General features: G+C 72.9%; 22 protein-coding genes and 3 tRNA genes. 17 read left to right on the top strand and 8 right to left on the bottom strand.

The features are described 5' to 3' along the window. The first annotated feature begins 273 nt into the window (after window positions 1-273). A complete protein-coding gene (locus CFP66_RS06440) occupies window positions 274-1,566 on the top strand; it encodes a GDSL-type esterase/lipase family protein (RefSeq protein WP_094921037.1) in 1,293 nt (430 codons plus the stop codon). A gap of 45 nt (window positions 1,567-1,611) precedes the next feature. Here the strand turns inward: CFP66_RS06440 and CFP66_RS06435 are convergent, their stop codons facing one another. Continuing rightward, window positions 1,612-1,935, bottom strand: a complete 324-nt coding sequence (locus CFP66_RS06435; protein WP_094921035.1) for a hypothetical protein — start codon at window positions 1,933-1,935, stop codon at window positions 1,612-1,614. 392 nt (window positions 1,936-2,327) lie between these two features. On the opposite strand from CFP66_RS06435, the gene CFP66_RS06430 reads away from it, so the two are divergent. Continuing rightward, window positions 2,328-2,561 (top strand): hypothetical protein, encoded by a 234-nt coding sequence (locus CFP66_RS06430; protein ID WP_094921033.1) that lies wholly within the window; start codon window positions 2,328-2,330, stop codon window positions 2,559-2,561. Between the two features lie 171 nt (window positions 2,562-2,732). Further along, entirely contained in the window at window positions 2,733-3,476 is a 744-nt protein-coding gene (locus tag CFP66_RS06425; protein WP_233159174.1) for a peptidase dimerization domain-containing protein, read from the top strand. A 9-nt stretch (window positions 3,477-3,485) separates the two neighbouring features. Here CFP66_RS06425 and CFP66_RS06420 read toward each other — a convergent pair whose 3' ends face one another. Further along, entirely contained in the window at window positions 3,486-4,118 is a 633-nt protein-coding gene (locus CFP66_RS06420; RefSeq protein ID WP_094921032.1) for a trimeric intracellular cation channel family protein, read from the bottom strand. Between the two features lie 218 nt (window positions 4,119-4,336). Between CFP66_RS06420 and CFP66_RS06415 the strand changes: the two genes are divergently transcribed. The 3 genes from CFP66_RS06415 (at window position 4,337) to CFP66_RS06405 (ending at window position 4,632) form a co-directional block, all read left to right on the top strand. Then, window positions 4,337-4,409: transfer RNA gene (locus CFP66_RS06415), tRNA-Glu, on the top strand. A gap of 38 nt (window positions 4,410-4,447) precedes the next feature. Next, window positions 4,448-4,521, top strand: a tRNA-Asp gene (locus CFP66_RS06410). Window positions 4,522-4,555: 34 nt separating this feature from the next. After that, a tRNA-Phe gene (locus tag CFP66_RS06405) sits at window positions 4,556-4,632 on the top strand. Window positions 4,633-4,747: 115 nt separating this feature from the next. On the opposite strand, the gene CFP66_RS06400 is transcribed toward CFP66_RS06405, so the two are convergent. Further along, on the bottom strand, window positions 4,748-5,098 hold the full coding sequence (locus CFP66_RS06400; RefSeq protein WP_094921030.1) for a VOC family protein: 351 nt from the start codon (window positions 5,096-5,098) through the stop codon (window positions 4,748-4,750). Window positions 5,099-5,171: 73 nt separating this feature from the next. On the opposite strand from CFP66_RS06400, the gene CFP66_RS06395 reads away from it, so the two are divergent. The 3 genes from CFP66_RS06395 to mftR all read left to right on the top strand — a co-directional run bounded on the left by CFP66_RS06395 (window position 5,172) and on the right by mftR (window position 8,127). Next, entirely contained in the window at window positions 5,172-5,696 is a 525-nt protein-coding gene (locus tag CFP66_RS06395) for a helix-turn-helix domain-containing protein (protein ID WP_094921029.1), read from the top strand. A 399-nt stretch (window positions 5,697-6,095) separates the two neighbouring features. Beyond that, entirely contained in the window at window positions 6,096-7,367 is a 1,272-nt protein-coding gene (locus CFP66_RS06390; RefSeq protein WP_094921027.1) for a GGDEF domain-containing protein, read from the top strand. 91 nt (window positions 7,368-7,458) lie between these two features. Further along, window positions 7,459-8,127: a mycofactocin system transcriptional regulator gene (gene mftR, locus CFP66_RS06385; protein WP_094921026.1), complete on the top strand. Its 669-nt coding sequence runs from the start codon at window positions 7,459-7,461 to the stop codon at window positions 8,125-8,127. A 218-nt stretch (window positions 8,128-8,345) separates the two neighbouring features. Here the strand turns inward: mftR and CFP66_RS06380 are convergent, their stop codons facing one another. Further along, window positions 8,346-9,179 (bottom strand): hypothetical protein, encoded by an 834-nt coding sequence (locus CFP66_RS06380; RefSeq protein WP_094921024.1) that lies wholly within the window; start codon window positions 9,177-9,179, stop codon window positions 8,346-8,348. A gap of 345 nt (window positions 9,180-9,524) precedes the next feature. After that, window positions 9,525-10,454 (bottom strand): acyl-CoA desaturase, encoded by a 930-nt coding sequence (locus CFP66_RS06375; protein ID WP_094921022.1) that lies wholly within the window; start codon window positions 10,452-10,454, stop codon window positions 9,525-9,527. Window positions 10,455-10,774: 320 nt separating this feature from the next. Here CFP66_RS06375 and CFP66_RS06370 point away from each other — a divergent pair, with 320 nt between their 5' ends. The 3 genes from CFP66_RS06370 (at window position 10,775) to CFP66_RS06360 (ending at window position 13,689) form a co-directional block, all read left to right on the top strand. After that, window positions 10,775-10,978 (top strand): cold-shock protein, encoded by a 204-nt coding sequence (locus tag CFP66_RS06370; RefSeq protein WP_094921020.1) that lies wholly within the window; start codon window positions 10,775-10,777, stop codon window positions 10,976-10,978. A gap of 201 nt (window positions 10,979-11,179) precedes the next feature. Beyond that, entirely contained in the window at window positions 11,180-11,935 is a 756-nt protein-coding gene (locus CFP66_RS06365) for a bifunctional DNA primase/polymerase (protein ID WP_369804964.1), read from the top strand. A gap of 506 nt (window positions 11,936-12,441) precedes the next feature. After that, entirely contained in the window at window positions 12,442-13,689 is a 1,248-nt protein-coding gene (locus CFP66_RS06360) for a DUF445 domain-containing protein (RefSeq protein ID WP_198961296.1), read from the top strand. 21 nt (window positions 13,690-13,710) lie between these two features. Here CFP66_RS06360 and crcB read toward each other — a convergent pair whose 3' ends face one another. Both crcB and CFP66_RS06350 read right to left on the bottom strand, forming a co-directional pair. Beyond that, the gene (crcB, locus tag CFP66_RS06355) at window positions 13,711-14,073 is read right to left on the bottom strand and encodes a fluoride efflux transporter CrcB (protein WP_094921640.1); all 363 of its coding nucleotides are present in this window, start codon (window positions 14,071-14,073) and stop codon (window positions 13,711-13,713) included. Further along, window positions 14,070-14,468, bottom strand: a complete 399-nt coding sequence (locus CFP66_RS06350; protein WP_233159173.1) for a CrcB family protein — start codon at window positions 14,466-14,468, stop codon at window positions 14,070-14,072. The genes crcB and CFP66_RS06350 overlap by 4 nt, the downstream gene beginning before the upstream one ends. Before the next feature lie 191 nt (window positions 14,469-14,659). Here CFP66_RS06350 and CFP66_RS06345 point away from each other — a divergent pair, with 191 nt between their 5' ends. The 4 genes from CFP66_RS06345 (at window position 14,660) to CFP66_RS06330 (ending at window position 16,829) form a co-directional block, all read left to right on the top strand. Continuing rightward, complete coding sequence (locus tag CFP66_RS06345; RefSeq protein ID WP_094921638.1) at window positions 14,660-15,073, top strand: helix-turn-helix domain-containing protein; 414 nt, start codon at window positions 14,660-14,662, stop codon at window positions 15,071-15,073. A 5-nt stretch (window positions 15,074-15,078) separates the two neighbouring features. After that, window positions 15,079-15,828, top strand: a complete 750-nt coding sequence (locus tag CFP66_RS06340) for a hypothetical protein (RefSeq protein WP_143517132.1) — start codon at window positions 15,079-15,081, stop codon at window positions 15,826-15,828. 141 nt (window positions 15,829-15,969) lie between these two features. Beyond that, window positions 15,970-16,281, top strand: a complete 312-nt coding sequence (locus CFP66_RS06335) for a DUF2516 family protein (RefSeq protein ID WP_369804963.1) — start codon at window positions 15,970-15,972, stop codon at window positions 16,279-16,281. Beyond that, on the top strand, window positions 16,278-16,829 hold the full coding sequence (locus CFP66_RS06330; protein ID WP_198961251.1) for a YbaK/EbsC family protein: 552 nt from the start codon (window positions 16,278-16,280) through the stop codon (window positions 16,827-16,829). The genes CFP66_RS06335 and CFP66_RS06330 overlap by 4 nt, the downstream gene beginning before the upstream one ends. A gap of 58 nt (window positions 16,830-16,887) precedes the next feature. Here the strand turns inward: CFP66_RS06330 and CFP66_RS06325 are convergent, their stop codons facing one another. After that, window positions 16,888-17,559, bottom strand: a complete 672-nt coding sequence (locus CFP66_RS06325; protein WP_094921012.1) for a TetR/AcrR family transcriptional regulator — start codon at window positions 17,557-17,559, stop codon at window positions 16,888-16,890. A gap of 54 nt (window positions 17,560-17,613) precedes the next feature. Here CFP66_RS06325 and CFP66_RS06320 point away from each other — a divergent pair, with 54 nt between their 5' ends. After that, complete coding sequence (locus CFP66_RS06320; protein WP_233159172.1) at window positions 17,614-19,707, top strand: ATP-binding domain-containing protein; 2,094 nt, start codon at window positions 17,614-17,616, stop codon at window positions 19,705-19,707. Window positions 19,708-19,791 lie beyond the last annotated feature (84 nt).

Genomic DNA, 19,791 nt, shown 5'->3' with positions numbered 1-19,791 from the left:
CGTCGTGACAGTAAGCCGTGTGCACAGCGGAGCGCAGGCCCGCGCGCGGCGGGTTTGTCACCCACCTGCCCGAGTGGTCCGCCGTCCCTCCATCGAGAACCCGGACCGCACCGAGATGAGCGCAACGTAGCGTCACCACCCGTTCGGCCGACTACCTGTCGAGTGTCCGCCTCGTTCCACAGTGCGTAGCGAATCGCCTACAGCTGGTCGCCGTTGCGGTGAGCCGGCCGACCGGAGGGGTGCGCAGTGGGCAGGGCGTCTCGACACGGACACGTGCAGGCCGCGGGGTGGATCCCGTCCGGGCTGGCCGTCCTGGTGGCGCTCGCCTGCGCCGTGGGGCTCGCCGTCGCCACCGGCGGCGCACCCCGCCCGCCGACGGCCGCACCGCGCGCCGACGCCTGCGGTCCGCGCTGGGTCGCCGGTTGGCAGGCCGCGGCGGAAATGGGCCCGCGTCCCGAGGGACTGGGCGGTGCCACGGTCCGGATGGTCGTGGACCCGCAGGTCACGGGCTCGGAAGTGCGGCTGCGCCTGTCCAACGCCTACGGTGCCACGCCGCTCGCCGTCGGTGCCGCCACTGCGGCCCGCTCGGACGGGACCGCCGGCACGGTGGCGGGCAGCGTCCGGCCGGTGGCGTTCGCCGGGCAGCAGTCGGTGGTGATCCCGCCCGGCGGGCACGTCGTGAGCGACGCCGTGCCGCTCGTCGCGGAGGTGGGCAGGCCGCTGGCCGTGAGCCTGTTCCTGCCGGTCGTGCCCGAGGCCCTCACCCAGCATTCGGTGGCGCTGCGCGACACCTACCTCTCGGCCCGGGGGGACGCCACGTTCGCCGACGCCTCGGCCTTCCCCTCGGTGCTGCCGTCCTGGCCGGTGCTCAGCGGTGTGGAGGTGCGGGTGCCGCGGGCGGTGAACGGGGTCGTCGCCGTCGGCGACTCGATCACCGACGGCGTGGGTGCCGCGTCCGGGCAGCGATGGACCGACGTGCTGTCCGGACGGATCACCGATACCGGCGGCGCGGCGACGATGGCGGTGCTCAACGCGGGCATCTCCGGGAACCGGCTTCTCCCCGGCGACGGGCCGCGGCACGGTGAGCCGGTGCTGGACCGGTTCGACCGCGACGTCCTCGCCGTGGCGGGCGCCACCGACGTGGTGTTGCACATCGGCACCAACGACATCGCCACCGGACGTGGGGCCGAGGAACTCGTCGCCGGCGTGCGGCTCGTGGCCGAGCGCGCCCGCGCGGCCGGAAAGCGCGTCTTCCTCACCACCGTGACGCCCTCGACCACCGGACCGCGCGGCACGCCGGCGGGACTCGCCGCCCGCGAGGAGCTCAACGCGTGGATCCGCACCCACGGCCGGGAGCACGCCGACGGCGTCTTCGACTTCGCCTCGGCCGTGGCGGACCCGGCGCACCCCTCCCGGCTCGCCCCGGCCTACGACGCGGGGGACGGGCTGCACCTCTCGGCCGCCGGCTACCGCGCGCTCGCCGCGGCGGTCGACCCGGCGCTGCTCACCGGCAGCCCCTGCCTCAGCGGGGACCCCGCGGCGCGGGTGGTCGTGGCCGGCCGGTGACCCGTGCCGCGCGGCGCAACAGGGTGTGACGGCCCGGGCCGGTCGTCACCCGAAGGGCCAGGACGAGGCCTTGCGTCCGAGACGGCGCAAGCCCCGGCGCTTGGGCTGCTCCTCTTCCTCCTCGACCACCGGCAGCGGGCCCGTGGGCGTGTCCTCGCGGTCCAGCCGCTCGACCACCCAGTCCACCGCGAGCGCGCCGGGGGAGACGCCCCGGTCCGACGCGATCCGGCGCAGCTGCTCGATCCGCAGCGCCGGCAGGCGCAGCTGGAAGACCTGGGCCGACCCGAACCGTCCGGTGAGCTCCGTGGGGTGCTCCTCACCGCTCCCGGAGAGCGCCGCCAGGTAGGAATCCAGCTCCGTGTCCGCCACGGGCTCCTCGGTCTGCTGCTCCCGGCGTGGTGGAGGCGCGGGAGCACGGTGTCGGGAGCGGGGCCGTTCGGGAGGCGGCGGCATGCCACGAGGGTACGGCTCGGGCCCGGTCGCCTCCGCGTCGCTCCGACGGGAACGCCGGTCCGAGGGCCCTCGCTCGCGCTGCGTGATCCCCCGCCGAGACGGTCACCCCGGAAGAGGGGTGTATCCGGGGCCACCCGTTAGGTAACGTGCCGGTCACGGCCACGGGGGTGGCTGCGGTGCGTTCCGGACCGGGGTCGGGGTTGCCCGGGACGGGTGAGACGACCGGTGTCCGGCGGACGGCGCAGTCCGCGGGATTCGTGCCCCCTCCATGGTCGACAACAGGGTGGCGACCGCACGGGGAGGCGTCGATGAGTATCGGTAGCGCACGTCAGGAACTCGGGGGGGAACGGCTCACGTCGAGCGGTGCGATCCCCAGCCAGCGCACAGCCGCCGATGCCTACCGCGTGTCCGAGGAGCAACTGCAGCGCGCGCGCATGGTGGTGGCCCGCAACTCCGGCGACTCCGAGGACCTGCGCCAGCTCCTCGACATGCTCGGGCTGATCTCGGCGAACCCCGACCTGCCGCCGCCCGTCACGCGCTGACCGCGCGCCGGGAGGCCACCGAGGTCGTCGCACCGTCGCCGAGCGCCTGGACGAGGCCGGTTTCCGCGTGCACCGGGGTGTCGGCGGCACGGGAGTCGTCGGCGTCCTGACCCGGGGCACGGGGGGCCCGCCGGTGTTGCTGCAGGCCGACATGGACGCGCTGCCCCGGACGTGGCGCTCGCCCAGCACGTGCCGGCAGCGCCGGCCGGGCGGGTCGGCACGCAGGCCGGCCCGGTCCTGTCGGCCGCCGACAGCATGCGGGTGACGGTCCACGGGCGAGGCGGGCACGGCTCGATGCCGCAGTCGGCCGTGGACCCGGTGGTGCTCGCGGCCATGATCGTGGTCCGGTTGCAGGGGATCGTCTCGCGCGAGACCCCGCCCGGTGAGACGACGGTGCTGACGGTCGGCAGCATCCAGGCCGGTTCGACGAGCAACGTCATCCCCGACCGCGCTGTCCTGCAGCTCAACATCCGCACCTATAGCGAGCGGACGCGGGACACGGTGCTGGCCGCGATCCGCCGGATCGTCACCGCCGAGTGCGAGGCGTCGGCCAGCCCGAAGGCGCCGGAGTTCGAGATGCTCGACCGCTTCCCGCTCACCGACAACGATCCGACCGTCACGGCGCGTGTGGCGGCCGCGTTCGACGAGTTCTCCGGTGACCGCGCAGGCCCGCTGGGCCGGCAGACGGCCAGCGAGGACTTCAGCGACATCCCGGACGTCCTCGGCGTGCCGTACACGTACTGGGGGATCGGCGGCATCGACCCGGCGACCTACCAGGCGGCGGTGGCGGCGGGACGGGTGGCCGAGGACGTACCGGTCAACCACTCGCCGTACTTCGCGCCGGTGATCCAACCGACCCTCGACACCGGGACCCAGGCGCTGGTCGTGGCCGCGCTCGCCTGGCTCGCCCCGTGAGCAGCGACCTCAGGTGCCGGTCGTGCCCGGCGGGTACGGCGCGTTGAGGTTGAACCGGACCCCGAGCATCCGCACGACGAAGCAGGCCGCCGCCGCTCCCAACGCCGCGGCCAGGCCGTAGACCTCGAAGCGGAGCGCCGCGACCGTGAGCCCGGCACCGATCAGGGCGGGAATGGCGTAGAGCTCGCTGCGCAGGACCGTCGGGACCCGGCCCAGCAGCGTGTCGCGGATCGTGCCGCCACCCACGGCGGTCACCGCGCCCAACATGACCGCCGGGCCGATGCCGAGCCCGAAGCCGAGCGCCTTGCTCGCTCCGATCACCGCGAACGTGCTCAACCCGATGGCGTCGAACACGATGATGGGCGTCTCCAGCCGGCCCAGCCACCGGCTGAGGGCGAACGCGACCAGGCCACCTCCCAGTGCCAGCGCGAGGTAGCGCCAGTCGCGGAAGGTGGCGGGCGGCACCGCGCCGATGAGGACGTCGCGGATGACGCCCCCGCCGAGTGCCGTGATCATGCCGAGGGTGAGGACGCCGATGATGTCGAGGCGGACCGCCCGCACCGCCGTCAACGCCCCGTTGAGCGCGAACGCGAAGGTGCCGGCCAGGTCCAGCGCGAGCAGCAACGGCGGCTCGGTCGTCATACCCGCTTCTTACCCGCAGTCGTCCGGTCCCACCGGGGCACGCCCGGCGGGCGGTCCGAGGGTGGCCGATCACGGCCTCCCGCACCCCCTCTGACCAGCGCCCGAACCGGTGAGGCGGACGCTTGCACCCCCCGGGTTCGAGGGGTGCGGACGGCTTGCCCTATGCTTATCGTGCTCCCAACGGACAGCCGTTGGAGGGCGGGGATCCCAGGATCCAAGCCCCCATCGTCTAGCGGCCTAGGACTCCGCCCTTTCAAGGCGGCAGCGCGGGTTCGAATCCCGTTGGGGGTACGTTCCACAGTACGACAGTAGGATCAGTGCAAGAGCAAGGCCCAGTGGCGCAGTTGGTTAGCGCGTCGCCCTGTCACGGCGAAGGTCGCGGGTTCGAGTCCCGTCTGGGTCGCAACACCCCCGGAGCAATGCAGTGCCGGGTACCCGGCCAGGTAGCTCAGTTGGTACGAGCGACCGCCTGAAAAGCGGTAGGTCGGCGGTTCGACCCCGCCCCTGGCCACCACGTTCGACCGGCGGGAACGCTGGGTGGCCGGCTTCAGGTCCCGTCGCCCGAGCCTGCAGGATGCAGCGGTCGCCTCAGGTCCGTTCGTAGGTCTGTCGCTGAAGGCCGCCGGCGCTCACCGTGTCGCAGCATCCGTCGACTGGTCCATGACGTAGATGGTGGCTCCGCCCGGGTCCTGGTAGGTGGCCAGGAAACCGCCAGGGATCTCCGCGGGCTCTTCGACCACGGTGAGCGCGTCCGCGCGGGCGGCGTGGAAGGCCTCGACGCTGTCGACCACGAACAGTGGCCCGACCGGGGCGGTGGGGTCGTTGGCGTCGAGCATGAGCTGCACGTCGCTGCCGGGCACGGCCAGGGCAACGGTCGCGTCGCCTTCGCGCCACATCTCGGTGAAGCCGAGGCTGTCGCGGTAGAGGGTGAGCGAGGCCTTGAGGTCGGAGGTCGGGACGAACAGGAACTCGAGCTTCATGCCGCGGTCCTTCCAGGTCGTGCGTTCCGAGCCGTAACTGGATTCTCGGACAGCGTAACGGCATTATGGCGCGGTGCGCGAGTGGATCCCGGTGTCGAGCTCCCCGAAGGGGAGGCTCGCGCTCGCCGCGGTCAAGGAGTTCGGGGCACGCCCGTTCGACGAGGTCACGGTCGGCGAGCTGGCGGCGGCGGCCGAGGTCACCACCGGCGCGCTCTACCACCACTTCGGCAACAAGCTCGGGCTGTACACCTTCGTGCGGGAGGACGTCGAGCAGCGGCTGCTGGACCGGATGGAAGGTGCGGTCGCGGCGGCAGGGGGTGAGGCGGACCGCTCCACTGCCGTGGTGACCGCGCTGCTGGTCGGATTCGACTTCGCCGTACGGGACGGCTTCCTCCACCTCCTGGGGGCACCGCCGGCCGGAGCCGAGTACGACCGGCTGGCCGAGATGCTGAGTGCGAGTACGGCCCCGGCCACCCCTGTCCTCGGTACGGTGCTCGCCGCGGCATGGCGTGCCGCGATAGCGGCGGTGAACGAAGGCCACGAGCCGCGGCAGGCGCGTGCTGCGCTCAGCGCCTTCGAGTTCCGGATCCCGAGATGACCGCTGAACGTCGGGGTGCGTGCCGCGGTCGGGGCAGGGACGCTGGGAAACAGCTGTTCGGGTGTGCTTTCTCGTGCATACATGACCGCCGTCACAGCCGTTCAGCCGCCTCCGCCATCCTCGGTTAGGCTCGCCTGGGTGCTGCGGGCGCACGTCGAGCCCCCGTCCGCCCGAGAGCACTCCGGCCGCTGCCCGCCTCGTCGGAGCCGCTCGGCGTTCCGCACGACAGGCGGGGCACAGTGACCGATGACGTAGGGTCGCCGTCCGGCTACCATCCGCCCGGATGAGCGACGCAGAACCAGAACTACGGCGAGGCTGAAAGGTTTCAGGGGGATGTCAGTGCCACGGCGTGCGCCAATCGGGGTAACTCGATGGTCCGTCTGGGCGCTCCCGTTCCCCGTGCTCGCGGTCCTCCTCGTGGTCGAGCTGCTGGCGCTGGGCACCCTGGCCACCGCGGTCCCGCGTGACCTCCCGGCCCTTCCGGAGAACTGGGGCGTCCTGCTGGCCGTCCTCGTCGCGGCCGGGATCGTGAGCACCGAGGCCTCGCTCGGGGTCGAGCGCGTACGCCACCGCTCCGACGAGAGCCCGCACATCGATCTCAGCTCGGTGTGGGCGTTCGCGGCGGCAGCCCTGCTGCCCGGCGCGCTCGCGAGCGCGGTGGTGGTCGGCATCTACTGCCACCTCTACGCACGCGTGTGGCGACGGTCCGGCGTCCCCCCGCACCGAGCCCTGTTCAGCACGGCCACCGTCGTGCTCGCCGTGCAGGCGGCCTCGGCCGTCACCAGCCTGGTGGAGCGCGATGCGCTGTTCCACACGGTGGCGGGCCTCGGCGCCGTCCTGCTGGCGCTGCTGGCCTACGCGGCCGTCAACATGGTGCTGGTCGTCGCCGTCATCGTGCTGAGCGGCCCGAACCGCGACCTCCCCACGTTCCTGCACGTCCTCACCCAGGGCGACGAGGCCGTCCTCGAGTTCGCCACGCTGTCGATGGGCGCGCTCGCCGCGGGGGCGATGGCCGCGCTGGGGCCGGCGTACGCCGTGTTGGTGCTCCCTCCGCTGATCGTCCTCCACCGCACCGTGCTCGTCCGGCAGCTGGAGGAGGCCGCCAGCGTCGACGGCAAGACCGGGCTGCTCAACGCCGCTGCGTGGCACGTGCGCGCAGCGCGGGCCCTGCGCCGCGCCGAGCGCGTCGACGGTCGGGTCGGCCTGCTGGTGCTCGACCTCGACCACTTCAAGCTCATCAACGACCGCCACGGGCACCTGGTCGGCGACCACGTGCTCGCCGCCGTGGCCGCGGCCGTGCGGGCCGAGGTGCGCGACGACGACATCGTCGGCCGGTTCGGGGGCGAGGAGTTCGTCGTCCTGCTCCCCGGCGCCGAAGGGGACGAGGACGCCCGGCTCGCCGCGGCGACGGTCGCGGAGCGCATCCGCAAGCGGGTGGCCGCCCTGAGCGTCGAAGTGGCGGAGACGCGTGGCGGCCTGGTGGTCGACACCCTCACCGTGTCGATCGGTGGGGCCACCTTCCCCGCAGAGGGCACCGACCTGGCCCACCTGCTCGAGGTGGCCGACACCGCGATGTACGCCGCGAAGCGCGCCGGACGCAACACGGTGCGGATGGGGCTGCACGCCGTGTCCGGCGCGGCGGCACGACCCACCCCGTACCGCCGTTCCTGACCCCAGCCGGCCGGGACACCGCCGGGGGGTGCGTGGCACGATCGTCGGCAGCCCGGGACCCTCCGGACCGCGCCCGCCGAGGAACACACCGATGCCCGCCACGACGATCACATCGACCGGCTCGTCCGGCCGCAGACCGGGCCGGCGCCCGGTCACGTCCCGGGCGGAGATCGAGCACATCGCGCTCGACCTGTTCACCGAGCGCGGGTTCGACACCACCACCGTGGACGACATCGCGACCGCAGCCGGGATCGGCCGGCGCACGGTCTTCCGCTACTACCCCTCGAAGAACGACATCCCCTGGGGTGCCTTCGACGAGGAGCTCGACCGGATGCGCGACACCTTCGCCGCGCTCCCCTCGGAGCTGCCGGTGCTCGCGGGCGTTCGGGCGGCGGTGCTGGAGTTCAACGAAGTGCACCCCGACGAGCAGCCGTGGCACCGGCGACGCCTGCGCCTGATCCTCGACACCCCCGCGCTGCAGGCGCACTCCACCCTCCGCTACACCGCCTGGCGGCGCGTCGTGGCCGAGTACGCGGCGCGACGGCTCGGGTACCCGGCCGAGCACCTGGTGCCGCAGACCATCGGCCACGCCAGCCTCGGCGTGGCGCTCGCGGCCTACGAGCGGTGGCTGCGCGAGGACGCCGGTGAGCTCAGGCAACTCCTGGACGCCGCCTTCGCGGCCCTCGAACACGGCGTGCGGTCGAGCACTCCTGACGCAGCCCACGCCGGCGCCGGGACGTTCGGCACGTCCGCGGGTTGACCGCGAGCCACGACCGGCCCCGCCGCCCCGGGCGCCTGGCGCGCCGGCTCACGGTCATGATCGCCAGGAGTGGTGTGAGGGCGACAGATCTGTCGCTGTGGCACCACTTTCGCTGATCGAGCCCGCCCGCGTTCCGCCTGTTCCGTGATCAGGTCGACGTCAGGACTGCCGCCGGCCTCGAGGCGACCCTCCGGCGGCAGAGCGAGGGCGACCAGGGATCAGGGGGTCGTCGGCAGCGCTGCGCCGGGCGCGGGCAGGGCGTTCGGGTCGGCGGGCAGGGCCGTGCCGGGCAGGGCCGTGCCGGGCAGGGCCGTGCTGGGCAGGGTCGTGCCGGGCAGGGCCGTGCTGGGCAGGGTCGTGCCGGGCAGGGTCGCGCCGGGAACAGCCGTGCCCGCGGCGGGGTCGGTGCCGATCGGCTCGTCGGTGCCCATCGGCGTGTCGGTGGACGGGCTCGTGGCGGCCGGGAACCCGTCGGCAGGCTGCGGGTCCGTGGCGCCCGTGACCGGTGCGGCGGCGCCGTCGTCGCTCGGCTCGTCGCTCGGTTCGTCGGCCGGCTCCTCCGCGGGTTCGTCGGCGGGTTCGTCGCTCGGTTCGTCGGCCGGGTCGTCGCCCTGGCCGGCCGCGTCGGTACCGGCGGGAAGCGCCGGTGCGCCCGGGAGCTGTGCGGCGCCGAGTGCGGGCGCCGCCGGTAGCGCAGGGGCGTCGGCGGGGAGCGCCGGGGCGGCTGGGAGTGCGGGCGGGGCCGCCGGCACCGCGGGCACGTCGGCGGGGAGCGCCGGTGCCGCCGGGAGCGCCGGCGTGGCAGGCAGCGCGGGAGCCGGCAGGGCCGCACCCGGGTCCGGGACGCTCGGCAGCGCCCCGGGGTCCGGTAGGGCCGGCGTGGGCACCTGCGGGACGCTCGGCACGGGCACCGGGGCCGGTGGGAGCGGTGGCACCTGCGCGACGGCGTCGAGGGTGGCCGGCGCGGTCTGCGGTTCCGCCGCCATCGCCGCCGAGGTGCCGAGGCCGCTGGCGAGCATCCCGACGGTCAGCGCGGCGATCGACAGGGTCACTCTGTTCCGACTCCGCATCGGAGCCCTCCCCACATCGGATGGACGAGACGTCCGAAATGATGCGTGTGGGGCTGGTGTGACGCCAGGGAAAGGACACGGACGGGCACGGGAAAGGCCGTGTCGACGTCACGGCTGGTGATCAACAGTCGGCGATGGCATCAGAACGGGCGTCGCCCGATACGGGGGGCCCGTGGAGGTGGCCACCCGGACGCGCCGTGCGCCACGCCGGTGGGGTCCGGCGCGCCGGGCCGAGCGGTCACGATGGGGTGGGAGTTGCGCGCGCGCTCTCGGTCCTCGTCAGATATCACGCCGCGTGCATCGGATCGTCCGACCCGTCACGCAGGGTCAGTGCGTCAGCTTCTGGAGGCGACGGCTGGTCGGCCACCGGACGGAATGCGCCCAGCCGAGCCGTTCGAAGGCCCAGATGACGCGTGCGGAGATGTCCACCTGACCGCGTCGCACACCATGGCGTGCGCAGGTCGGGTCGGCGTGGTGCAGGTTGTGCCAGGACTCCCCGAAGGACAGCACCGCCAGCCACCAGACGTTGGCCGAGCGGTCGCGGGCCGCGAACGGGCGATCGCCGACCATGTGGCAGATCGAGTTGATCGACCAGGTGACGTGGTGGAGGACGGCCACGCGCACCAGCCCGGCCCAGAAAAGTGCGGTGAGAGCGCCCCACCAGGTTCCCGAGACGAGGCCGCCGAGCAGGGCGGGCACCGCGAGGCTGGCGAGCGTCAGCGGGATGAAGAGCCGGTCGACGGCCGCGATGTCGCGGTCGGCGAGCAGGTCGGGTGCGAAGCGGCGGGCGTTGGTGCGGTCGCGCCCGAGGATCCAGCCCATGTGCGAATGCCAGAATCCGCGGATCATGGCTGCCGGACCGGTGCCGAACAGCCAGGGGGAGTGCGGGTCGCCCTCCTTGTCGGAAAAGGCGTGGTGTCGCCGGTGGTCGGCCACCCAGCCGATCACGCCGCCCTGGAATGCGACGCTGCCGAGCACCGCGAGCGCGACGCGCAGCGGCCGCTTCGCCTTGAAGGAGCCGTGGGTGAAGTAGCGGTGGAAGCCGACCGTCACACCCAGCCCGGTGAGGAAGTAGAAGGTGAGGGTCAGGCCGACGTCGAGCCACGTGAGGCCCCAGCCCCAAGCCAGCGGTACCGCGGCCGCGAGCGCGAGCAGGGGGACGATCATGAAGGCGACGACCAGCGCCTGTTCGGTGACGCTCTTGCGGCCGTCGATGAGCGGTGCGGCGGCGGGCCGGTGCGGGGCGTCGGCGGTCATGTGGCTCCTCGTCGGCAAGGCGGGCGCGCCACGGCCGGACCGGAGCCGCGGCGTCGGATAACGGTACGGCAACGACGGGTCACTCCGGGCGTCCCGCCAGCACTCCGAGGCGGCGATTCGTACTTTCGGACCAGCGCTCTCGTGATAGGTTCGGCCGCGGTTGCAGTCGTGTCTTCCTCGATCGTTGTGAAGCGTCCGTGGAGAGTGACGGTGGGCTTCGCAGGCGGTCGAGGGCATCCTCTTCCCGTCCCGCGGTGGTCCCGTGCAGCCCCCGGTCGGCACACAGTCGGCAGGGCCCGCTACACGTATGGAGAACAGGTATGCCGCAGGGCACCGTCAAGTGGTTCAACGCCGAAAAGGGCTTCGGCTTCATCGCCACCGACGACAACGGTCCGGACGTCTTCGTCCACTACTCGGCCATCCAGTCGGACGGCTTCCGCACCCTGGAGGAGAACCAGCGCGTCGACTTCGAGTCGAGCCAGGGCGCCAAGGGTCCGCAGGCCGACACGGTGCGCCCCATCTGAGCCAGCCCCACTCAGCACGTCACGGTGCCGGCGACCCCTCGGGGGTCGCCGGCACCGGTGTTTCCGGCTCCGTTCCAGTGGTGCAGTGGTGCAGTGGTGCTTCCGTTCAGCGGTGCAGCCAGGCAGCGGTGCGGGCGAGGCCTTCCTCCACACCGGTCGGGGACGCCGTTGGTCGACGACGACCGGTGACCGCGCCACCTGGTGTCGGCGGGTGTGGCCGTCGATCCCCGATCCCCAACCGGTCACCCCCGTTCACCGCGGGTGAAGGACCGCAAGCGCAGAGGCGTCACCCGCTCGTCTCGGCACCCGGGTCGGTCGTCGCTATGGGCTCCATTACCCGTCCCGGACGGGGCATGCTCGGTGTTGAGGCTCACACAGGAACGGCGCGAGCCACACACAGAGCAACACCGGGACGATCGGCACGGAGGTCATCAGATGTCGGGCTGGAACAGCTACCGCGCGGTCTACGGTGCGGAGCTGCGCGCGGCAGCGCGCGAGTTCGACGACCACGGATGGCCGGTCGTCGCGGCGTCGCCCACGACGCTCCTGCTGGTCACCGGCAGTGCCCTGGACGTCGTCGAGGTGCCGGCGGCCATCGGTCGCCAGGTCTGCGCGCACCTGCGCGACACCGGGTCGGTCGTGCCGATCGCCGCCACGCCCACCGGCGCCTGGTGGTTCCCCGTCACCCCGGGCGCGGCGCTGCCCGCCGAGCTGCGTGAGCTCGCCGGCGTCGTCCTGCACACCGCGGGTGCCGCCGTGCTCGCCCCGCCGTCCGAGGTGCCCGACGGCTGGGTGCACTGGCGGGTCGCGCCCGGCCTCGTCGGCTACCGCGTGCCCGCGGCCGACATGATCCTCGCCGCCGCCGCCGACGCCGTGCGGTGGCACTCCGACCGGACACCGCACCCGGGCGCCCAGCGGCCCGCCGGTGCATTGGCTGCGGTCGGGATGCGGTCCTAAGGGGCCGCGCAGCCGGCGACCGGCTCGCCCTCCTCGTTGCCGCGGCTCGTCGCGCCGCGCCGGAGGGCACCGGAGCCGCCGGTGGTGCGGCGCCCGAGGGGGCACTCCTCCCTCGCAGTGCGGCCGCACCACGAACGTGGCCGGGGTCGGTGGAAAACCATCGACCCCGGCCAGACCCACTCGACGGCGCTACGGGAAGCCGAGCGCCTCCCGGGTGCCGTGGGGGCAACACGTCCCCCGGGAGGCGCTGCTCCCGGCCGGGAGGACCTTCGCAGGTCCACCGGCAGCGGGCGCCGCGGTCCGTCAGCAAGGCCGGCCGCCGCCACCCGGCGGGCGGTCGGTGCGCGTTCCGGACACCATGTCTACGAGCGGGCAGGCACTATGGGTTCGTGCAGACCTCGCAGTCCCCCCGAACGGACGCGTCGGCGCCCACGACTGCTCCGTCCGTGCCACCCGGCGCTCCGCGGAAGCGGCCGGTGGTGGAGGTCGGTCTCGGACTCGGCCGGATGGACGCCGCCCGGGGGCGGGACCTGCGCCGGATGAAGATGCTGGCCACCGGGCTTCTCCTCGTCGCCACCGTCATCTTCCTGCTGACCCGCTGGTGGGAGGTGAACGACGGGCCGGTGTGGGTCGCGTACGTCCGCGCGATGGCCGAGGCGGGCATGGTCGGTGCGCTCGCCGACTGGTTCGCCGTCACCGCCCTGTTCCGGCGGCCGCTCGGGCTGCCGATCCCGCACACGGCGATCATCCCGACGAAGAAGGACGTGCTCGGCGACAGCCTCGGCGATTTCGTCGGCGAGAACTTCCTGTCCGAGGACGTCGTCCGCGACAAGCTCGCGCGCGTGGAGGTCTCCTCCCGCGTCGGCTCGTGGATCGGGCAGGAGGCCAACGCCGACCGCATCACCGCGGAGCTCGCCACCGCCGCCCGCGGCGTCGTCACCGTGCTGCGCGACGAAGACGTGCAGGAGGTCATCGAGCAGGTCCTGGTCCGGAAGCTGATGGAGCGCCCGGTCGGGCCGCCCCTGGGCACCGTGCTGGAGGGGGTGCTCGCCGACGGCGCCCACCACCGGCTCGTCGACCTCGTCTGCGACCGCGCCTACGACTGGGTCAGCGCCAACCACGACACCGTGCTGCGGATCGTGCACGACCGCGCGCCGACGTGGTCGCCCCGCTTCGTGGACGACCTGATCGCCGACCGCGTCTTCCTCGAGGTGCAGAACTTCGCCTTCGCGGTGAAGACCGATCCGGAGCACCCGCTGCGCAAGGCCATCGACACGTTCCTCGTCGAGTTCGCCGCCGACCTGCAGCGCGATCCCGACACGATCGAGCGCGCAGAGCGGATCAAGCACCAGATCGTGGGCCACCCCGAGGTGCAGCGGTTCATCGGCCGGGCCTGGGGCACCGTGAAGGGCCTGATCCTGGACGCCGCGGCCGACCCGTCCAGCGCCCTGCGCACGCGCGTGCGCGACGGGCTGGTGTCGTTCGGCAGGCGGTTGGAAGGCGACCCGGAGCTGCGCGCGAAGCTCGACGGCTGGCTCGCCGACGCCGCCGGTTACGTCGTGCGGCACTACCGCGGCGAGATCACCACGCTGATCACCGACACCGTCGAGCGCTGGGACGCCGAGGAGACCTCCCGCAAGGTGGAACTGCAGGTGGGCCGCGACCTGCAGTTCATCCGCATCAACGGCACGATCGTGGGCTCGCTCGCCGGTCTGGTCATCTACGCGGTGGGCCAGCTCGCCTTCGGCGGCTGAGGGCGCGGGGCGCGCACCGGTTCAGCCCAGCACCGCCGCTCCCGCCGCCGAACCCAGTCCGGCCGCGGCCAGGCAGGCGAGCACCGATCCGACGACGTTGGCCACTGCCGCGGCCCACCGGCGGTCCTCGGCCAGCGCGATGGTCTCGGCACCGAACGTGGAGTAGGTGGTGAGCGCACCGCAGAAGCCGGTGCCGGCCAGCGCGAGCAGCGCGGGCGGGGCCGCGGCGCCCACGAGCAACCCGAGCAGTGCCGAACCCACGACGTTGACCGCGAACGTGCCCCACGGAGACGTCGCGCCGAACCGCACCCGCATCGCGCGGTCGGTGAGGTAGCGCAGCGGCGCCCCGAGCGCCGCTCCGAGCACCACCAGCAGGCCGGTCACAGCGGGCCCGCGGCGCGCCGGCCCGCCCACGACCCGACCGAGGTCGCGACGAGCGCGCCGGCGAGCGTGCCGGCCAGGTACCCGGCGGCCGGGCCGAGGGGGAGCCCGAGCCCGTCCACGGCGTAGCCGGAGAACGTGGTGAACCCGCCCAGCACGCCGGTGCCGGCGAACGGGCGTAGCAGGGGATGCGTGCGCCGCCTGGACAGCACTCCCAGCAGCAGCCCCATGAGCAGGCAACCCGCGACGTTGATGCCGAGCGTCGGCCACGGGGGCGCGCCGGGAGGGGTGGGCAGGGCGAGCCCGACGCCCCACCGGGCGAGCGCTCCGAGCGCACCTCCCGCCGCCACCGCGGCGAGAACGGGCCACTGCCCGGCGAGAACGGCTTCTTCCGGCACGGCTGCGATCCTGCCGCCTGCCTCCGTTCGGGTGTGAACAGGCTCATCGACCTGCGCAAGCATGGTGCTTGCAACAGCTAGCACGCGGGCGTAGCGTCGATGGGGACGGACGGAGGTGAGTGCGAGTGACGCATACGGAGCGGCCCTCCGACGCGGGCCCCAGCGAGCGGGTCGGCCACGCGGTCGAGCAGGTGGGGCACGTGGTCGGGCATGCCGGTCAGGCCGTCGGCCAGGCCGTCGACGACATCGGCGCCTACATCCGCAGCCAGCGCGAGGGTGCGCAGGTCTCGCTGCGTCAGCTCGCCCGCACCGCCGGAGTCAGCAACCCCTACCTCAGCCAGATCGAGCGGGGGCTGCGCAAGCCGTCTGCCGAGATCCTCCAGCAGATCGCCAAGGGTCTGCGGATCTCCGCGGAGGCCCTGTACGTGAAGGCCGGGTTCCTCGAGGAGAGGCCGGCGAGCGCGGTGACCGATGCCGTGGTGGCCGACCCGGACCTGACGGAGCGCCAGAAGCAGGTGCTCCTCGACATCTACCAGTCCTTCCGACGGGAGACCGACCGCGACGTCGTCCCCGCAACCGACGAGTCGTCGTCACACGAGGAGTGATCATCATGGCTGTGGAGCTGCCGACCACCGCGGACGTCCGCAAGGCCCGCCACGACGCGGCGAAGACCGCCGCCGAGCGCGCCGAGCTCGCGCGCACCCCGCTGCTCGCCGTCCTGGGCGTCGGTGACCTGGCGGTCACCGCCGTCTCCAAGGCCGTCGCCGCCGCGCGCACCCGTGCGGCCTCGCAGGCCGAGGGCGTGCAGCACCGGGTTGCCGACCTGCCGCAGCACCTGAACGGCGAGGAGCTGCGCAGGACCGTCATCGACCTGCGCACCCAGGCCGAGCACGCCTACGCGGGCTTCGCCGAGCAGGGCGAGCGGACCTGGGGGCGCATCCGCAAGCAGCCGCAGGTCAAGGAGGCGCTGGCGCGGATCGAGGGCTACACCGAGAAGCTCGACGCGCGTGTCGACGACATCGTCGACGACGCGCGCGACGCCACGGAGAAGGCCCTCACCGTGGTCACCACGCAGACCCGGTCCACGGGCGAGCGGGTGGCCCGCGCCACGCAGCGCTTCACCGGCCGCACCGCCGAGACCGTCACCGAGGTGAGCCGCGACGCGTCGACGACCGTCGCGCACGCAGGCGCCGACGCCGCCGAGAGCATCAGCGACGCCGGGGCGGAGGTGGCGCAGGAGACGCGCAGCACCACCCGCAAGGCTGCCAACCGCACGGCTCCGAAGACGGCCGCACCGAAGGCGACGGCGAGCAAGCCCGTCCGCCGGACCGGCTCGGCGAACGGCACGTCCAGCAGCTGATCCGCTGCGCACCACCGGTGCCCCCGGGGCCTCCCGCGCCTCGGGGGCACCGGTGCGTTCGCGTCGCCTGTCGTCGCCGGTAGCGACCGCTCATCTGCACCGGGGATGTGCGCAGACGGCGCGCGCACGTACTCTGGTCGTGTGAGCCTGCTGTACGACCTCGACGACTGGGTGCTGTGGGCCATCTGGTTGCTGGCCATCCCCGTGGGCGGTTATGCGTTCGTCCACGCGCTGATGCAACGCGCCGACGCATTCACCGCCGTCGACAAGCTGACCAAGCCGGCGTGGCTCGGCATCACCGGCGCGAGCCTGCTCGTGCTCATCGTCTTCCAGGGCGGCCCACGCAGCAGCGGCACGCTGTTCTGGCTGGCCGCGCTCGTCGCGGTGATCGTCTACATCGTCGACGTCAAGCCGGCCGTCGTCCGCGTGCAGGGTGGTGGCCAGCGCTGGTGAGCAACTGGACGGTACTGGGCACGCTGCGGGCCGTCCCCGCGCTCGACCGGCCCGACCTGCTGGGTGAGCCCGTCGCCCACGCTCTCAAGGCGCTCGATCCCGCCGACGCCGCGCTCGTCGGCGTCGCGGAGATCGACCCGGCCCTCGCCGACACCGCGGAGTTCTGCGCCGCCTACTCCTCGCCGCTGGACGGCTCGGCCAACTGCGTCGTCGTGGCCGGCCGCCGCGGCGGCGACACCCGCTATGCCGCGTGCCTGGTGCTCGCCACCACGCGCGCCGATGTCAACGGCCTGGTCCGCAAGCGCCTCGACGCCCGCAAGGCCTCCTTCGCACCGATGGACGACGCCGTCGCCCACACCGGGATGGAGTACGGCGGCATCACCGCCGTCGGCCTCCCCGAGGGCTGGCCCCTGCTCGTCGACGCCGCGGTCGCGGTCGCCCCCGCCGTGGTGATCGGCAGCGGGATCCGCGGCTCGAAGCTGGCACTGCCAGGAGAACTGGCGGCAAGGCTCCCCGGCGCGGAGGTCGTGGAGGGCCTGGGCCGCTAGATCGGCACTCCACACATCCAGCCTCCACTCCACCGAAGGCCCGCCTTGTGTGGAGTGGCTACTGGATGTGTGAAGTGCCTCGGGGCTCCGTCGTGTACGGCGTGAGGCCTGCGCGGAGCAGTGTGAACGCGTGCTCGGCCTCCGCTCGGGCGATCGGGGCCAGGTCCTCGGCGTTGGCCCCGGCGGCGATGCGCTGCTGGTTGTAGTCGGCGAGCTCGCGCAGGACGGCCTGGATCTGGTTCGCCGCCAGGCGTGCGGTGAGCTGCGGCTGCGGAGCCCCCGGGGCTGCGTCGAGCAGGGCTGAGGCGAGGGTCTCCACGCTGCGGACCTGGTACCGCAACAGTGTCGCCCGCAGGGTGGGGGTGTCGGAGACGAGCCGGTAGAACGCCACGACCTGGGGGACGTCGCAGAGGCCGCTGATCGGGTCGCGGCGGTCGAGGGCGTCCTGCAGGTGGTGCCGGAGCGCGTCGAGGGGTGGCTCGCCTGCGGCGCGGTCCCGGACGACGCGGGCAGCCTCGTCCTCGTGGTCGGCGAACCGGTGCAGGACGAGGTCGTCCTTCGTCGGGAAGTAGGCGAACAGGGTGCGCTTGGAGACCTCGGCCGCTTCCGCGATCTCGGCCACCGGCACGTCGTCGTAGCCGCGCTCCAGGAACAGCGCGATCGCCGCCTCCGAGATCGCCCGCCGGGTGCGTGCCTTCTTCCGCTCCCGCAGCCCCAGGTGCTCGTCCATGGCGCAATCCTACCCTCGGTTGATTTCTGCACTCGGTCTACTTATGCTCTCAGTGTGGGCACGACCATGCACCAGACCGACCAGGACCTCGTCGAGCCCGAGATTCGCGCCGAGCGCGACTACATGGACACCTGTCGCGCAACGTTGGCCCGCATGCGTGCGGAGGTCAGCACGATGCTGGCTGTCGGCGCGGGTGAAGGCGATGCCGTCGCGGACAAGTACTCCAACCACGCGCTCCGGCAGCACCGCAAGCGGTTGATCAAGAGGTTGGCGGACCGCGACGGCGCGCCGTTGTTCTTCGGACGCCTGGTCTACCCGCCGGGCGAGATCCACGACGGCGTCCCCGCACGCGGTTCCCGCGCCGACGGGTCGGGCGGTGACCACGTGTACGTCGGACGTCTCGGCATCCGCGACGACGACGGCGAGCCCTTGGTCATCGACTGGCGTGCCCCGCTGGCGCGCGCGTTCTACGAGGCCGGTCAGCAGGATCGGATGGGGGTTCGGGTTCGCCGCCGCTACGGCTTCGACCGCGACGGCGTGCTGAGCGCCTTCGAGGACGAACCACTCGACCAGCAGGTCTCCTCCGGTGCTGGGGAAGGCCTGCTGGCCGCGGAGATCGAGCGGCCCCGCACGGGGCCGATGCGCGACATCGCCGCCACGATCCAACCGGAACAGATGAGGCTGGTGCGTGCTCCGCTGGGGTGCACGCTGTGCATCCAGGGCGCGCCTGGCACGGGCAAGACCGCGGTGGGCCTGCACCGTCTGGCGTATCTGCTCTACTCCGAGCGGGACCGGCTGCGGAAGCAGGGCGGGGTTGCCGTGATCGGCCCCAACCGCTCGTTCCTCTCCTACATCCGCAACGTCCTGCCGGCCCTCGGTGAGGTGGAGGTCTCGCAGGCCACCATCGACGAGCTCACCGGGTCGGGCATCTCCGTCGAGCGTGTCGACGATCCACGGGCGGCGCTGATCAAGGGCGACGCCCGGATGGCCGAGGTCGTCCGGCGCCACGTGTGGTCCCGGATCGAGTCCCCACGGGAACCACTGGAAGTCACGGTCCAGCGCCGCACCTGGCGCCTGCCCGCTGAGGACGTCGTAGAAGAACTCCACGGCGTACTCAGCCGCGGGATCGATTACGGCACCGGTCGCGAGCTGCTCGCTCAGCGTCTGGGGCGTCTCATGAAGGGCCGCTCGGGGGTTGTGAGCGGCACCACCTCGCACCAACTCGGTCGCCACGCCGTCCGTCGGCTGTGGCCCGCGGTCGATCCGGCACGCGTGGTGTTCGATCTCCTCACCAACCGGTCCCACCTGGCCCGTGCCGCAGCCGGACTCCTCTCCCCGGACGAGCAACGCGCGATCCTGCTCATGCCTCGCCCGCGCAGCGTGAGAGCGATGACCTGGAGCAGTCTCGACCTGGCTCTCGTCGACGAGGCCGCATCGCTGATCGAGCGCCCCGCGAAACTCGGCCACATCGTGGTCGACGAAGCCCAGGACCTCAGCCCGATGCACCTCCGGGCGATCGCCCGCCGGACGGCAAGCTCCTGCACCGTCCTCGGCGACCTGGCCCAGGCCACCAGCCCTGCCGCCGTCCACGACTGGACCGCCGTTCTCGCCCACCTCGACCGGCCGGACGGCCAGGTCGAGGAACTGACCCAGGGCTACCGCGTGCCGGCGCAGATCATCGACTACGTCGCCCGGCTCCTGCCCCGCATCGCGCCCGGGCTACGCGGCCCGGCATCGTTCCGCCATACCCCCGACGCCCTCCACATCATCGAAACCGCGCCCGAGGACATGATCGCGGCGACCCTCACGACATGTGCCACCGCGCTGGCTGCAGAAGGATCGGTCGGGCTCATCGCCGCCGACGACGACATCCCCGACCTCCATCGTTCGCTCTCCGACAGCGGGCTCCCGCACCTCGTCCTCGGCGCCGACGGAACAGGCCTGCAGGCGGAACGGCTCGCCCTCACGCCGGTCACCCTCGCCAAGGGGCTCGAGTTCGACACGGTGATCGTCGTCGAGCCGGCCCGCATCGCGGCAGCGGAGCACCGCGGCCTCCAACGCCTCTACGTCGCCCTCACCCGAGCGGTCAGCAACCTGCACGTCATCCACGCCGAGCGCCTGCCGGCGTCGTTGGCGCAGGGAACCTGAGACGTTGCGCGCAGGCTCACCCGCACACCGACGGTGCGTGCAGCCGGTGTGACCGCACCACGACCGGTGTGAGCGGCCTACGCT

It is taken from the genome of Pseudonocardia sp. MH-G8 (assembly GCF_002262885.1).
Taxonomy (GTDB): domain Bacteria; phylum Actinomycetota; class Actinomycetes; order Mycobacteriales; family Pseudonocardiaceae; genus Pseudonocardia.
This window is presented reverse-complemented; position numbering and strand designations above follow the sequence as displayed.

Bases quoted from the DNA above. Each gene is read 5' to 3' on its own strand.
- CFP66_RS06430 (WP_094921033.1), top strand. From the start codon at position 2,328: ATGAGTATCGGTAGCGCACGTCAGGAACTCGGGGGGGAACGGCTCACG.
- CFP66_RS06420 (WP_094921032.1), bottom strand. From the start codon at position 4,118: ATGACGACCGAGCCGCCGTTGCTGCTCGCGCTGGACCTGGCCGGCACC.
- CFP66_RS06400 (WP_094921030.1), bottom strand. From the start codon at position 5,098: ATGAAGCTCGAGTTCCTGTTCGTCCCGACCTCCGACCTCAAGGCCTCG.
- mftR (WP_094921026.1), top strand. From the start codon at position 7,459: ATGCCCGCCACGACGATCACATCGACCGGCTCGTCCGGCCGCAGACCG.
- CFP66_RS06375 (WP_094921022.1), bottom strand. From the start codon at position 10,454: ATGACCGCCGACGCCCCGCACCGGCCCGCCGCCGCACCGCTCATCGAC.
- CFP66_RS06370 (WP_094921020.1), top strand. From the start codon at position 10,775: ATGCCGCAGGGCACCGTCAAGTGGTTCAACGCCGAAAAGGGCTTCGGC.
- CFP66_RS06360 (WP_198961296.1), top strand. From the start codon at position 12,442: ATGGACGCCGCCCGGGGGCGGGACCTGCGCCGGATGAAGATGCTGGCC.
- CFP66_RS06340 (WP_143517132.1), top strand. From the start codon at position 15,079: ATGGCTGTGGAGCTGCCGACCACCGCGGACGTCCGCAAGGCCCGCCAC.
- CFP66_RS06325 (WP_094921012.1), bottom strand. From the start codon at position 17,559: ATGGACGAGCACCTGGGGCTGCGGGAGCGGAAGAAGGCACGCACCCGG.